The organism is Bradyrhizobium sp. 132, assembly GCF_023074185.1.
GTDB lineage: Bacteria > Pseudomonadota > Alphaproteobacteria > Rhizobiales > Xanthobacteraceae > Bradyrhizobium.
The window spans coordinates 175029-189382 of sequence record NZ_JADPKY010000030.1 but is presented as its reverse complement, the minus strand read 5'-3'; the positions used below and the strand labels follow the sequence as shown (position 1 = coordinate 189382).

The window sequence follows — 14354 nt, the reverse complement described above, 5'->3', positions numbered from 1 at the left end:
ACAGAGTAGCTGCCTTTTTTTGCAACCGGATCATCTTTGGAGAGTGCGATGAAGCGCTTCAACCTTTCGGCCTGGGCCGTCAGCCATCCGACCCTGGTCCTGTTCCTGATGGTCATACTCGGCATCGCCGGGTTCTTCTCGTATCAGAAGCTCGGCCGTGCCGAGGATCCGTTCTTTACGGTGAAGGTGGTCAACGTCTCCGTGATCTGGCCGGGCGCGACCGCGCAGGAAATGCAGGCTCAGGTCGCCGATCCCATCGAGAAGAAGATCCAGGAGCTGCCCTACTTCGAGAAGGTGCAGACCTATTCCAAGCCCGGCTTCACCGCGCTCCAGGTGACCTTCCGCGATTCCACGCCGCCGAAGGATGTGCCGTATCTCTTTTATCTGCTGCGCAAGAAGCTGGTCGACGTGCAGGCCCAACTGCCCGCGGGGATTCTGGGCCCCGTTGTCAACGACGAGTTCTCCGACGTCGATTCGATTCTCTACATGATGACCGGCGACGGCGCCGATTATGCGCAGCTCAAGAAGGTCTCGGAGGGTTTTCGGCAGCGCCTCCTGAAGGTGCCCGGCGTGACCAAGGTCGACGTCTACGGCAACCAGGATGAGCGCATCTTCGTCGAATTCTCGCACGCCAAGCTCGCCACCCTCGGCATCACGCCGCAGGCGCTGTTCGATTCGCTCGCCAAGCAGAACAACGTGACCCCGGCCGGCACGGTCGAGACCTCGTCGCAGCGCGTGCCGCTGCGCGTCACGGGGGCGCTCGACGGCGCCAAGGCCGTGGCCGAAACCCCGGTCGAGAGCAATGGCCGCGTGTTCCGTCTCGGCGACATCGCCACCGTCACCCATGGCTATGTCGACCCGCCGAGTTTCATCGTGCGCCAGGAAGGCAAGGCCGCGATCGGCATCGGTGTCGTCACCGCCAAGGGCGCCAACATCCTCGATCTCGGCAAGGAGGTCGAGAAGGCGACGGCTGAATTCATGAAGGCGGTGCCGCAGGGCGTCGACGTCAAGCTGATCGCCGACCAGCCCAAGGTGGTCGAGCACGCCGTCGGCGAGTTCGTGCACTCCTTCATGGAAGCCCTCGTCATCGTGCTGTTCGTGTCGTTCCTGGCGCTCGGCTGGCGCACCGGAATCGTGGTCGCGCTGTCGGTGCCCTTGGTGCTCGGCATCGTCTTCGTCGTCATGAACACGATGTCGCTCGACCTGCACCGCATCACGCTGGGAGCGCTGATCATCGCACTCGGCCTGCTCGTCGATGACGCCATCATCGCGGTCGAGATGATGGTGGTGAAGATGGAGCAGGGCTGGGACCGCATGCGTGCGGCGTCCTTTGCCTGGGAATCCACTGCGTTTCCGATGCTCACGGGAACGCTGGTCACGGCCGCTGGCTTCCTCCCCATCGGCTTTGCCAATTCCGCGGTCGGCGAATATGCCGGCAGCATCTTCTGGATCGTGGCGATTGCGCTGGTCGCGTCCTGGTTCGTGGCGGTGATCTTCACGCCCTATATCGGCGTCATGCTGCTGCCCAACATCAAGCTGCACCATAATCACGATCCGCACGCGGTCTACGAGACCCGCATGTATCGGGGCCTGCGCGCCATCGTGCAATGGTGCGTCAACCACCGCGTCACCGTGGTGGTCGCGACCGTCGGCGTTTTCATCGCCTCGATCGTCGGATTCGGCCACGTCCAGCAGCAGTTCTTCCCGCTGTCCGAGCGCCCCGAGCTGTTCCTCCAGCTTCGCCTGCCCGAGGGCACCGCCTTCAACGTCACGGAAAAGGCGGTGAAGAAGGCCGAGACGCTGCTCAAGGACGACAAGGACATCGAGACCTATACGGCCTATGTCGGGCAGGGCTCGCCGCGTTTCTGGCTCGGCCTCAATCCGCAGCTTCCGAACGAGGCTTTTGCCGAAATCGTCATCGTCGCAAAGGGCGTCGAGGCGCGCGAGCGTATCAAGGCCAAGCTTGAAAACGCCGTCGCCGACGGCGCGCTCAACGAGGCCCGCGTGCGCGTCGACCGCTTCAATTTCGGTCCCCCGGTCGGCTTTCCCGTGCAGTTCCGCGTGATCGGCCCCGACGCCAACAAGGTGCGCGAGATCGCCTACCAGGTTCGCGACGTCATGCGGCAGAACAAGAGCGTCAAGGACGTCCAGCTCGACTGGAACGAGCAGTCGCCTTACCTCAAGCTCGTCGTCGACCAGGATCGCGCCCGCGCCATGGGCCTGACGCCGCAGGACGTGTCGCAGGCGCTGTCGATGCTGATCTCGGGCTCACAGGTGACGACCGTGCGCGACGGTATCGAGAAGGTGGCCGTGGTCGCCCGTGCGATCCCGTCCGAACGCCTCGACCTCGGCGGCGTCGGTGATCTCACCATCACCTCGCGTAACGGCGTTGCCGTGCCGCTCCAGCAGATCGCCAAGATCGAATACGGCCACGAGGAGCCGATCATGTGGCGGCGCAATCGCGACATGGCGATCACTGTGCGCTCCGACGTCGTCGACGGCGTGCAGGCGCCTGACGTCACCGGCCAGATCACGCCGAAGCTGAAGGCGATCACGGACAACCTCGAGCCGGCCTACCGCATCGAGGCGGGCGGCGCGTTCGAGGAATCCGCCAAGGGTAACGCCTCGATCTTCGTTCTCTTCCCGCTGATGGTCATGGTGATGCTGACGCTGCTGATGTTCCAGCTTCAGAGCTTCTCCCGCTTGATCCTGGTGTTTTTAACCGCACCCCTCGGTATCGTCGGCGCCTCCCTCGGGCTCAACATCGCCAACGCTCCGTTCGGCTTCGTGGCGCTGCTCGGCCTGATCGCGCTCGCCGGCATGATCATGCGCAACGCGGTGATCCTGGTCGACCAGATCGAGACCGACGTTTCTCATGGCTTGACCCGTCGCGAGGCGATCGTAGAGGCCACCGTCCGCCGTGCCCGGCCGGTGGTGCTGACGGCGCTCGCCGCCATCCTCGCCATGATCCCGCTGTCGCGCTCGGCGTTCTGGGGCCCGATGGCGATCACCATCATGGGCGGACTGTTCGTTGCGACCTTCCTGACGCTGCTGTACCTGCCGGGCCTCTACGCCCTCTGGTTCCGCAAGAGCCTGGATGAGGCAGGCACCCCCGAGCAGCCCGCCGCACCGCAGCATGGGAGCGATGACGAGCACGCAATTCCGCTTGCTGAGGCGGCTGAATAAGTGAAGATGAACTGCTGATTGACGAGTCCTGACAGATGACACTGGTTTCGGAACATATCGAAGGCGACACCCGGGATCGTATTCTCGAGGTGGCCGAACGGCTGTTCCGCCAGATCGGCTATCTCAAGACCACGGTCGGGGACATCGCCAAGGAGCTCAAGATGAGCCCCGCCAACGTCTATCGCTTCTTCGAATCGAAGAAGGCGATTCATCAGGCGGTGGCCCGCTCGCTGATGTGCGAGGTCGAACTGGAAGCGCAGCGGATCGTGGCGAGGCCGGGTCCGGTACTCCCGCGCTTCCGCGAGTTGCTCTCCACCATCCATCGCATGAACACCGAGCGCTATGTCGGCGATTCCAAGTTGCACGAGATGGTCGAGATCGCGATGCAGGAGGACTGGGACGTCTGCGTCAACCACATGGAGTGCATTGCCGGGGTCATCGGCCAGATGATCGCGCAAGGCGCGGCCTCCGGCGAGTTCGAGGCCCCGGACCTGAAACTGGCCGCGCTCTGCGCCTGCACCGCGATGATGCGCTTCTTCCACCCCCAGATGATCGCCCAGTGCGCCACCAAGCCGGGTCCGACCATCGACCAGATGATCGATTTCGTCATCGCGGGATTGTCCCCGCGGCACTGACGCGGCGGCGGATTTCCTCCTATAAGCAGGCCGACGTAGTCCGGATGGAGCGAAGCGCAATCCGGGCACAAGGACCGGGGAAAAGCCAGCGTGACCGACAAAGACCTGCACTTCTACGAGCCCGCCAAGGGCCACGGCCTCAAGCACGATCCCTTCAACGCCATCGTCGCGCCGCGGCCGATCGGCTGGATTTCGTCGCGCGACACCAACGGCCACGTCAATCTCGCGCCCTACAGCTTCTTCAACGCGTTCTGCTATGTGCCGCCGATCATCGGCTTCTCCTCCACCAACTGGAAGGACACCGTCGCGAACATCCAGCAGACCGGCGAGTTCGTCTGGAATCTCGCCACGATGGACCTGGCCAGGCACATGAACGCGACCGCCGCCCACGTCGGGCCTGAGGTCGACGAGTTCAAGATTGCAGGCCTGACCGCCGTGCCCGGCAAGCTCGTCAACGTGCCGCGCGTCGGCGAAAGCCCCGTCGCCTTCGAATGCAAGGTGGCGGATATCGTCCGCCTCAAGGGCGCTGACGGCAAGGAAGCCAATGCCTGGCTGACGCTCGGCGAAGTCGTCGCCGTCCACATCGACAAGGCCATGATCAAGGACGGCGTCTACCAGACCGCCGCCGCCCGCCCGATTGTCCGCGCCGGCCGCAGCGGTGATTATTTCGAGATCAAGCCGGAAAACATGTTCGAGATGGTGCGGCCGGATTAGCCCGGCCGACCTCGTCGCCTAGCCCCTCCCGGAACTGCCACCACGCCCCGGCCGTTATAGCCTCTGGGCGGCCGCCCGGCCGCGTCAATTCGCGTATTTTCGCAGGCGAAGTGTTCACCTCCGCCGGCCACTTTTCGCTAAAATGCCCGATAACCGCGCCGATGCACGAGGTCCGCTATGAGCTTCCGCCGTGATACCATCACAAAGCCGATCTTCTCCTGGGCGCGCGGCGTGCTGCCGGCGATGTCGGACACCGAGCGGGAGGCGCTGGAGGCCGGCGACGTCTGGTGGGACGCCGATCTCTTCACCGGTAACCCTGATTGGTCGAAGCTGCTGAAGGTCCCGCAGGCAACGCTGACCGAACAGGAGCGGGCCTTTCTCAACGGCCCCGTCGACGAGCTCTGCGCCATGCTTGACGAGTGGAAGATCTTTTGGGAATTGCGCGACCTGCCGCAGGACGTGTGGGCCTTCATCAAGCGCGAAAAATTCTTCGGCATGATCATTCCGAAAGAGTTTGGCGGCCTCGGCTTTTCGCCCTATGCGCATTCGGAAGTGGTGCGCAAGATCTCGACCCGCTCGATCGCCGCCGCGGTGACGGTGATGGTCCCGAACTCGCTGGGCCCCGGCGAGCTCCTGATGCACTTCGGCACCAAGGAGCAGCAGCAGCGGTGGCTGCCGCGTCTTGCCGACGGCCGCGACATTCCCTGCTTCGGTCTCACCAGCCCGGAAGCCGGATCCGATGCGGCCTCGATGATCGACACCGGCATCATCTGCAGGGGCGATTTCGAGGGCCGCGAGGTCATCGGCCTCAGGCTCAACTGGCACAAGCGCTACATCACGCTCGGTCCCGTCGCGACGCTGTTGGGCCTCGCCTTCAAAGCCCATGACCCCGATCATCTCGTCGGCGATCAGGAACAGCTCGGCATCAGCGTGGCGCTGATCCCGACCGATCTGCCCGGCGTCGAAATCGGCCATCGCCATCTGCCGTCGATGCAGGTGTTCCAGAACGGCCCGAACCGGGGCCACGACGTCTTCATCCCGCTCGACTATGTCATCGGCGGCCAGGAGCGGTTGGGGCAGGGCTGGAAGATGCTGATGACGGCGCTCGCCGCCGGCCGCGGCATCTCGCTGCCATCGCTGTCTGCGGCCGGCGCCGCCTATGCCGCCCGCACCACCGGCGCCTATGCCCGCATCCGCGAGCAGTTCGGCATCTCCATCTCCAAGTTCGAGGGCGTCGAGGAGCCGCTCGCCCGCATCGTCGCGACCGCCTATCAGCTCGACGCGGCACGGCGGCTCACTTGCGCCGCGCTGAATGCCGGCATCCACCCCGCCGTCATCTCGGGCATCATGAAGCTGCACGCGACCGAGCGGATGCGCACCGCGGTCGACGACGCCATGGACATCCATGGCGGCAAGGCCGTGATCGACGGTCCGCAAAACTATCTCGGCAATCTCCACCGCGCCGTCCCGGTCGGCATCACCGTCGAGGGTGCCAATATCCTCACCCGCAATCTCATCGTGTTCGGGCAGGGCGCCATCCGCGCGCATCCTTATCTGCTCGACGAGATGAATGCGCTTGCCGATACCGACCGTGAACGCGGGCTCACCGCCTTCGACAAGGCGTTCTGGAAGCATGTCGGCCATAGTTTCGAGACGCTGTTGCGCGCCTTCGGCCGGAGCTGGACCTTCGGTGCCTTCGCGCCAGCGCCCGATGCGGGCGACGCCACGCCATTCTATCGCCAGCTCTCACGCTATTCGGCGGCGTTTGCACTCTGCGCCGACATGGCGCTGCTCACGCTCGGCGGCGCGTTCAAGCGCAAGGAGATGCTGTCGGCGCGCTTCGGCGACATCCTGTCCGAGCTGTATCTGCTCTCTGCCGCGCTCAAACGCTGGCATGACGAGGGCCGGCAGAAGGAGGATTTTGCCGCGCTCGAATGGTGCATGGCGACCGGCTTCAAGACCATCGAGAACCGGCTCGCGGAGATACTCGCCAATCTGCCGAACCGCTTTGTCGCCGGTTTTCTCAAGCTGGTGGTCCAGCCGTTCGGCGCACGGGTGCTGGGTCCCTCCGACCGCGTCGTGCACCAATGTGCAAGCCTGGTGCTGGAGCCCTCGGCGGCGCGCGAGCGCCTTACGCCGGATCTTGCCCATGTCGATGACGACGGCGGCTTTGCCCGGCTGGAGCGCGCGTTCAAGCTGGTCGCAGGCACGGACGCCATCGCCAAGCGCATGCGCGCGGCGCATATGAGCGACTGGAAGGATGCGGTCGCCAAGGGCGTAATCACGCAGGCCGAGGGCGAGCAGCTCGCCGCGGCTCGCGAAGCCGTCGCAAAAGTGATCGAGGTCGACGATTTTGCGCCGGAGGCGCTGTCGCCGATTTACAAGAAAACCGGCGACGTGCATCAGTTCTTCCAGGAACTCGGTGACCAAAGGGCGGCGAGCTGATGGCACGACCGGTATTCATCGTCGACGGCAGCCGAACGCCGTTTCTGAAAGCGCGTTCGGGGCCGGGTCCGTTCACGCCGGTCGATCTCGCCGTGCAATGCGGCCGGCCGCTGTTGGCGCGCCAGCCGTTTTCGCCTGATACCTTCGACCAGGTCATTCTCGGCTGCGTCAACGTGATCGCGGACGAGATGAACCCGGCCCGCGTCGCCGCGCTTCGGCTCGGCATGGGCGAGGACATGGTCGCCTTCACAGTGCAGATCAATTGCGGCTCCGGCATGCAGTCGATCGACACCGCCTACCGCTACATCCGCGAAGGTCATGCCGACATGATCCTCGCCGGCGGCACCGAGGCCTTGAGTCATGCGCCGCTGGTCTGGCCGAATTCCGGCGTGCGCTGGTTCGCCGGCCTTGCCACGGCCAAGGGCGTGGCCGCGAAGCTTGCCGCTGCTTTCAAATTGCGGCCGCGCTATCTCAAGCCGATCATCGGGCTCGAGCGTGGGCTGACCGATCCCATCACCGACCTGAACATGGGCCAGACCGCCGAGGTCGTCGGCCATCTCTTCGGCATCACCCGCGCCCAGTCCGACGCTTACGCCGCCGAGAGCCATCGCCGGCTTGCGCATGCGCAGACGTCGGGTTTTCTGAAGGGCGAGGTCGAGACCGCATTCTCCCGCGACGGCAAGTTCTTCGACCATGACGATGGCGTGCGGCCGGACTCGTCGGCCGAGACGCTGGCAAAACTGAGACCGGTGTTCGAGCGTCCCTGGGGCCGGGTCACCGCCGGAAATTCCTCGCAGATCACCGACGGCGCGTCCTGGGTGATCCTGGCTTCCGACGAAGCGGTCGCCAAGTACAAGCTGACGCCGAAGGCGGTTATCGTCGACAGCAACTGGGCCGCGCTCGATCCTGCTATCATGGGGCTCGGTCCCGTGATGTCGGCGACGCCGCTACTGAAGCGCAACAACCTCACCATCAAGGATGTCGAGACCTGGGAATTGAACGAGGCCTTCGCCACGCAAGTGCTCGGCTGCCTTGCCGCCTGGAATGACGACAAATTCTGCCGCGAGATTTTGCGGCTCGACGGCGCGGCCGGCGAGATCGACCGCGAAAAGCTCAATGTCGACGGCGGCGCCATCTCGCTCGGGCATCCCGTCGGCACCTCCGGCAACCGCATCGTGCTGCATCTGGTCAATGCGATGAAGCGGCTCGGCACGCGGCGTGGCGTTGCTACTGAGTGCATCGGCGGCGGACTCGGCGGCGCCATGCTGATCGAGGCGGTGTGACCATGGATTCCAGGATCATGACCGCGCTCGGCGATCGCGTCCTCACGCTCGGGCCGAAGCCGGCGTCAGACAGTCCCTACAAGAACTTCAAGCTGACGCGCGATGCCGACGGTGTCGCCTGGCTGCTGTTCGACCGCGCCGATGCCAGCGCCAACACGCTGTCCTCGGATGTGATGGAGGAGTTCGACACCGTGCTCGCGGCGATCGAGACCGAGCGTCCTGCCGGCCTCGTGATCCGCTCCGCAAAATCGTCCGGCTTCATTGCCGGCGCCGACGTCAACGAATTCCGCGGCGCCAGCGATCCCGCAATGGTGGAGATACGGATCCGCGCCGCGCATGCGGTGGTCGATCATCTGGAGGCGCTGAGGCTGCCGACCGTCGCGGTCATCCATGGTTTCTGTCTCGGCGGCGGGCTCGAGGTCGCGCTCGCCTGCCAATCGCGTATCGCCATCGACGGCGCGCGCTTCGGCTTTCCGGAGGTGATGCTCGGCCTGCATCCTGGTCTCGGCGGCACGGCGCGTTTCACCGCGCTGGTCAATCCGGCCCAGTCGATGGCCTTGATGCTGACGGGCCGCACCATCGATGCGCGCCGCGCCAAATCGCTCGGCCTCGTCGACACCGTGACGCAGGAGCGCCATGTCAGCAATGCGGTGAAGGATGCGCTGTTTGGCCGGTTGAAGCGAGCGCGCCCGGGGATTCTCACCCGCGCCGCCAATTTCGGACCGGTGCGGGGGCTCCTTGCCAGGCGCATGCGCAGCGAAGCTGCGAAGGCTGCGTCCCGCGCGCACTATCCCGCGCCTTACGCGCTGATCGACCTCTGGGAGACCCATGGCGGCAGCAAAGCCGCGATGCTCAGGGCAGAGCAGGCCTCATTCGCCAAGCTGATGGTGACGCCGACCGCGCAGAATTTGATCCGCGTGTTCTTCCTGCGCGAGCAGATGAAGAAGGCGGCAGGCCCCGGCAACACGGTCAAGCAGGTTCACGTCATCGGCGCTGGCGCCATGGGCGGCGACATCGCGGCCTGGTGTGCGGGGCAGGGGCTGCGCGTCTCGCTTGCCGACATGAAGGCGGAGCCGATCGCGGGCGCGGTCAAGCGCGCCGCCGATCTTTTTGGCAAGATCATCCGGAAGCCCACCGATGTCCGCGACGCGCTCGATCGTCTTATCCCCGATCTGGACGGGGAGGGGGTCCGCAACGCCGATCTCATCATCGAAGCGGTGCCGGAAAAGCTGGAGCTCAAGCAGAAGGTCTATGCGAGTATCGAGCCGAAGATGAAGCCGGGCGCGATCCTTGCGACCAACACCTCGAGCATTCCGCTCCAGGACCTGCGCACGACGCTGGCGCGGCCGGAACGCCTCGTCGGCCTGCATTTCTTCAATCCGGTGTCGCGGCTGCAACTGGTCGAAATCGTCAGCCATGACGGCAACGATGGGCAGGTGCTCAAGGAAGCACTCGCCTTCGTCGGCGCCATCGACCGACTGCCGCTGTCGGTGAAAAGCTCGCCCGGATTCCTCGTCAACCGCGCGCTGACGCCCTACATGCTGGAGGCGATGGTGATGCTGGACGAGAAGATCGACCAGCGCCTGATCGACGCGGCCGCGGAGCAGTTCGGCATGCCGATGGGGCCGATCGAACTGGCCGACCAGGTCGGGCTCGACATCTGCATTGATGTCGGCGACATGCTGCGCACCAAGTTCGGCGATCTGCTGCCGCCGACGCCGGCCTGGCTGCGCGAGAAGGTCGCCAAGGGCGAACTCGGTCGCAAGACCGGCAAGGGTTTCTACACCTGGAAGGACGGCAAGGCGGAGAAGGCGCCGTTGCCGGAAACCGGCCCCCGCGTCACCGAGCAGATGATAGACCGTTTGGTGCTGCCGATGTCCAACGTCTGCGTCGCGGCACTTCGCGAAGGCATCGTCGACGATGCCGACATGGTCGACGGCGCCATGATCTTCGGAACCGGTTATGCACCGTTCCGTGGTGGTCCGTTGAACTATGCGCGCACGCGCGGCGTGGAGAATGTCGTATCCACCTTGCGCGCGCTGGCCGGGAGATTCGGCGAGCGCTTTGCGCCGGATCCGGGCTGGGACAATTTCAAGTGAGCAAATTTCAAGTGAGAGAGGCATGAACGAACAAGCCAATACCGGGCCGAGCGGCGATCTCTGCATCCGCACGCTGGCGATGCCCGCCGACACCAATGCAAACGGCGACATCTTCGGCGGCTGGCTGCTCAGCCAGATGGATGTCGGCGGCGGCGTGTTTGCGTCAAAAGCCGCGAAGTCGCGCACGGTGACCGTCGCAATCGAAGCTATGAATTTTCGCAAAGCGGTCTATGTCGGCGATCTCGTTTCGGTCTATGCCAATCTCGTCCGCGTGGGCCGTACCTCGATGACCGTGCATCTCGAAGCCTGGGCGCTGCGGCGCAGGGAGCTCCAGCCGATCCTGGTGACCGACGGCAATTTCACTTACGTCTCGATCGACGACGACGGCCGTCCGCAAACGATCCAGAGAAACGATCCACCAATCGCGACGTAACCGCGCGCGACGCATGACCGCGCGGCGTTGCGCCTGCCATCGTCGCGTCTTCGCCAAGAACAAGTCATAAAATGGATGAGGTCCCGGCGTACTCAATTTCCCGTCGATTCGGGTGGAAACAGGCTGATTTGCTCAAGGAACCTTTGGGCACCGATGCCGTTATTTGCTCGCACTGAGGAATCTAAGGGCCATGCCGGACAGCTACATCATCGAAGTCAATTCGCAGACCGCAGGTATCGTCGTTCGTTCTCAAGGGGGCTACTGCTTCTTCGCCTCATCCCACCGCTTCAACCGCCTTGAAGGCCAGCTCTTCCGCAACGCCCGCGAAGCCGAGCGCGCCGCGCGCAAGCTGGTTAACGGTGATGTGAAGGAAGCGGCGTAGTAGTCCCGCTGGTCAGGGTCGCGCGTAGCGCGAGAGGTAGGAATCTTTTGCCGCGAACTCTGCCTTCCCTTCTCCCCTTTATGGGAGAAGGTGGGGCGAAGCGCCGGATGAGGGGTCGTTTCAGCAGATTCAGAAGCGGGAGATTCGTTCTCGGAGAGAAACTCCTCACCCGACTTCGCTTCGCGAAGCCACCCTCTCCCACAAGGGGGAGAGGGAAAGAGCCGTTGTTCACAACTTCGTCGCCGACCTTGAGAGCAGCTTCCAGTCATCGCCCTGCTTCTGCCAGTTCATCAGGATGTGAAGGTTGGTCGGCACTTTTTTCCCATCGGCCGCCATCTCCTGTTCCGCTACCCAATGGAAGCGCACGATCGCGGCGGGGCCGACCACCTTGATGGTCGGGTCCTTGTACTCGATCGACAGGAATTTCGACTTGCCGTCGGTGGCGTTGGTGACGAAGGTTGCCTTGTCCTCGACCTTGCCGCTGGAATGGCTGTAGCTGACATCGTCCCAGCACAGCGCACCGAGCGCCTTGGGATCGGCGGCGATCTGGGCGAGACGGAAGGCCTCGACCTTCTTCGCCACGGCTTCCTCGTCCGCCGATGCCGCCAGCGCCGGTGTCGTGACAGCTGAGACAGCAAGCGCCGAGACGGCAAGAGTCGAGAGAGCCAGATCGCGTCGGTTGATCGTCATCGTTTCCTCCTTTTTGATCTTGCAGCCAGTGTTGCAGCCGCGCGCGACTTTGTCGAGTGGCGCATCTCCGTCATGTGGATGTGTCATTGCGCGATCGAGGGTGTATTGATACGTCTTTCGCATCAATGCGCTGCGCATTTGGGAAAGTACGGACATGATCGACGCGATGGGCAGGGCGCTGCTGTTCGACATCGACGGCACGTTGGCCGACACGGATTTCCTTCATCGCGAGGCGTTCCATCGCGTGTTCGCCCCGCGCGGCCATATCGTGGATGAGGAGCGCTTCAAGCGCGAGCTCCAGGGTTTTTCCAATGTGTCGATCGGGGAGCGATTTCTGCCGGACGAATCGCCGGAACGTCGCGTTGCAATCCTCGGCGAGAAGGAGGCGATCTTTCGTGACCTGGTGGCTGGACAGATCGTGCCGCTTCCGGGCCTGATGGCGCTGCTCGACCGTGCCGATAGCGCCGGCATTCCCATGGTGGCCGTGACCAACGCGCCGCGTCTCAACGCCGAACTGCTGCTGTCGGGCCTCGGCATTACGGACCGCTTCAAGGCGATCGTGATCGGCGACGAGCTGCCGCACGGCAAGCCGCATCCGCTGCCCTATCAGGAAGGGCTGCGCTTCGCCGGCGCCAGCGCGGCGGCCTCGATCGCGTTCGAGGATTCCCGCTCCGGCGTGCAATCGGCCGCCGCCGCCGGCATTCCGACCATCGGGATGCGCACCACTCTCGGCCACGCCGACCTTGTTGCCGCCGGCGCGGTCGCTTCCGCCAGCGCTTACGACGATCCGACACTGCTGGCGCGCCTCGCCGCCGCGATGGCGTGGTGAGGACGTTGGTCCGTTAACCGTGATCGGCACGCGCATTGACCGAACGTGCGAACCGCCGCACCATGCGGCTTCCTGACTTGAGGCTATTGTCGTGACCGGACTGACTCATCGCCAAGCCGAAATCCTCAACATCGCGCGGGCTTCGGGCCGCGTCATGGTCGAGGAGCTGGCGCGCCGGTTCGAGGTCTCGGCCCAGACCATCCGCAAGGACCTCAACGATCTCTGCGAGCGCCGCTCGCTGACCCGTATCCATGGCGGCGCCATCATCGCCTCCGGCGTCGAAAACCTCGCCTATGAGGCGCGGCGCTTCGTCGCCGCCGACGAGAAGAAGGCGATTGGAGCCGCGGCCGCATCGCTGATCCCGAACGGCTGCTCGCTCTTCATCAACATCGGCACCACGACCGAGGAAGTGGCAAGCGCGCTGACCTCGCACGAGGACCTCCTCGTCATCACCAACAATCTCAACGTCGCCATGCTGCTCTACCGCCATCCCCGCATCGAGGTGGTGGTTGCCGGCGGCACGGTACGGCGCGCCGACGGTGCGGTGGTCGGCTCGACCGCGACGCAGCTGATCGGCCAGTTCAAGGTCGACTACGCCATCATCGGGGCGTCCGCGATCGACGAGGAAGGCGCGCTGCTCGACTTCGACTATCGCGAGGTGCAGGTGGCGCAGGCCATCATCGCCAATGCCCGCAGCGTTATGCTGGTTGCCGATTCCACAAAACTCCGCCGCAGCGCGCCGGTGCGCATCGCCCATATCAGCCAGATCCAGACCTTCGTCACCGATCAGGAATTGCCCGAGCGCCTCGCCACGATTTGCAATGCCAAGGGCATCGAGGTGATGGCAGCGATGCCGAAGGGGGCGGATATCGATGAGGCGGCCGAACCGGCGCAAGAGGCCGCGCCGGTCGTTCGGTTGCGTTAGATGGCTGCGATCGATCCGGAGCTGACATCACGCCGCAGTTCACAGACCAAAACGCTTCAGGTCCTCCGGCAGGAAATCTCGACCTGTCCGGTTCTTGACGCTTGGCAGATTTGATACTCTTTCCCGCCAAGCGATGAGGGATTTGCACGCATCGGGAATCGATATCCCCGCTGCGCCAGCGAAGTCCAGGCTCGCAAAGACCGTGATATCCGCCATCGAGAAGGCGTCGCCGGCAACGAACGGTGTGTTCTTCAGGACGCCGTCGAAATAATTCATGCCGCGGATGAACCTGGCGCGCTGTCGCTCACCCCATTCCTTCCTGCCGGCCCATTCCGGAGCCACATAGGGCTGCATCGCAGGTCCGAGGCCCGACGTGGCATAGTGAAAGTAGCCGTCGACCGCGCCCATGAGCTCGGCCTCGGCGCGATTCTGCATCATGTGGATCACCGCCTTCTCGCGCGGTGTCCTGCCGGTGAGGACCGGATGGCCATCGAGATGGTCCAGATATTCGGTGATGGCCGTCGACTCCGAGATCAAGGTGCCGTCATCGAGTTCGAGCACCGGGATTTTCCCCGAGGGGTTGATCGCGAGAAACGGCGCCTGCTTGTGCTCTGCCCCGATCAAATCGACGCTGACGAACTCGACCCGGTCGTCGAGTCCCTTTTCGGAAAGGACGATGCGAATGCGCGAGGAATTGGGAAATCCGGGCCGGTCGTAGATTTTCATGAGAACA

The 14354-nt window shown here is 64.1% G+C and carries 12 protein-coding genes; 10 read left to right on the top strand and 2 right to left on the bottom strand.

Annotation, left to right across the window (positions count from 1 at the left end; translation table 11 throughout):
• The first annotated feature begins 48 nt into the window (after positions 1–48).
• The 8 genes from IVA74_RS05075 (at position 49) to IVA74_RS05040 (ending at position 11177) form a co-directional block, all read left to right on the top strand.
• The gene (locus IVA74_RS05075; protein ID WP_247340492.1) at positions 49–3186 is read left to right on the top strand and encodes an efflux RND transporter permease subunit; all 3138 of its coding nucleotides are present in this window, start codon (positions 49–51) and stop codon (positions 3184–3186) included.
• Between the two features lie 35 nt (positions 3187–3221).
• Complete coding sequence (locus IVA74_RS05070) at positions 3222–3821, top strand: TetR family transcriptional regulator (RefSeq protein WP_247340482.1); 600 nt, start codon at positions 3222–3224, stop codon at positions 3819–3821.
• A gap of 90 nt (positions 3822–3911) precedes the next feature.
• Positions 3912–4535, top strand: a complete 624-nt coding sequence (locus tag IVA74_RS05065; RefSeq protein ID WP_247340480.1) for a flavin reductase family protein — start codon at positions 3912–3914, stop codon at positions 4533–4535.
• 177 nt (positions 4536–4712) lie between these two features.
• Positions 4713–6980, top strand: coding sequence for an acyl-CoA dehydrogenase (locus IVA74_RS05060; RefSeq protein ID WP_247340478.1), 2268 nt, complete (start codon positions 4713–4715; stop codon positions 6978–6980).
• On the top strand, positions 6980–8263 hold the full coding sequence (locus IVA74_RS05055) for an acetyl-CoA C-acetyltransferase (RefSeq protein ID WP_247340476.1): 1284 nt from the start codon (positions 6980–6982) through the stop codon (positions 8261–8263). Before IVA74_RS05060 ends, IVA74_RS05055 begins: the two co-directional genes overlap by 1 nt.
• 2 nt (positions 8264–8265) lie before the next feature.
• Positions 8266–10362 (top strand): 3-hydroxyacyl-CoA dehydrogenase NAD-binding domain-containing protein, encoded by a 2097-nt coding sequence (locus tag IVA74_RS05050; RefSeq protein ID WP_247340475.1) that lies wholly within the window; start codon positions 8266–8268, stop codon positions 10360–10362.
• Between the two features lie 22 nt (positions 10363–10384).
• Complete coding sequence (locus tag IVA74_RS05045) at positions 10385–10795, top strand: acyl-CoA thioesterase (RefSeq protein WP_247340472.1); 411 nt, start codon at positions 10385–10387, stop codon at positions 10793–10795.
• A 190-nt stretch (positions 10796–10985) separates the two neighbouring features.
• Positions 10986–11177, top strand: a complete 192-nt coding sequence (locus IVA74_RS05040) for a hypothetical protein (RefSeq protein WP_024341426.1) — start codon at positions 10986–10988, stop codon at positions 11175–11177.
• Positions 11178–11405: 228 nt separating this feature from the next.
• Here the strand turns inward: IVA74_RS05040 and IVA74_RS05035 are convergent, their stop codons facing one another.
• Positions 11406–11867 (bottom strand): nuclear transport factor 2 family protein, encoded by a 462-nt coding sequence (locus IVA74_RS05035; RefSeq protein ID WP_247340470.1) that lies wholly within the window; start codon positions 11865–11867, stop codon positions 11406–11408.
• Positions 11868–12021: 154 nt separating this feature from the next.
• Here IVA74_RS05035 and IVA74_RS05030 point away from each other — a divergent pair, with 154 nt between their 5' ends.
• Positions 12022–12696 carry an HAD-IA family hydrolase gene (locus tag IVA74_RS05030; RefSeq protein WP_247340469.1) on the top strand — a complete coding sequence of 225 codons (675 nt, stop codon included), beginning with the start codon at positions 12022–12024 and terminating at the stop codon, positions 12694–12696.
• 91 nt (positions 12697–12787) lie between these two features.
• Positions 12788–13621 carry a DeoR/GlpR family DNA-binding transcription regulator gene (locus IVA74_RS05025; RefSeq protein ID WP_247340464.1) on the top strand — a complete coding sequence of 278 codons (834 nt, stop codon included), beginning with the start codon at positions 12788–12790 and terminating at the stop codon, positions 13619–13621.
• Between the two features lie 39 nt (positions 13622–13660).
• Here IVA74_RS05025 and IVA74_RS05020 read toward each other — a convergent pair whose 3' ends face one another.
• The gene (locus tag IVA74_RS05020; protein WP_247340462.1) at positions 13661–14347 is read right to left on the bottom strand and encodes a glutathione S-transferase family protein; all 687 of its coding nucleotides are present in this window, start codon (positions 14345–14347) and stop codon (positions 13661–13663) included.
• Between the last annotated feature and the right edge of the window lie 7 nt (positions 14348–14354).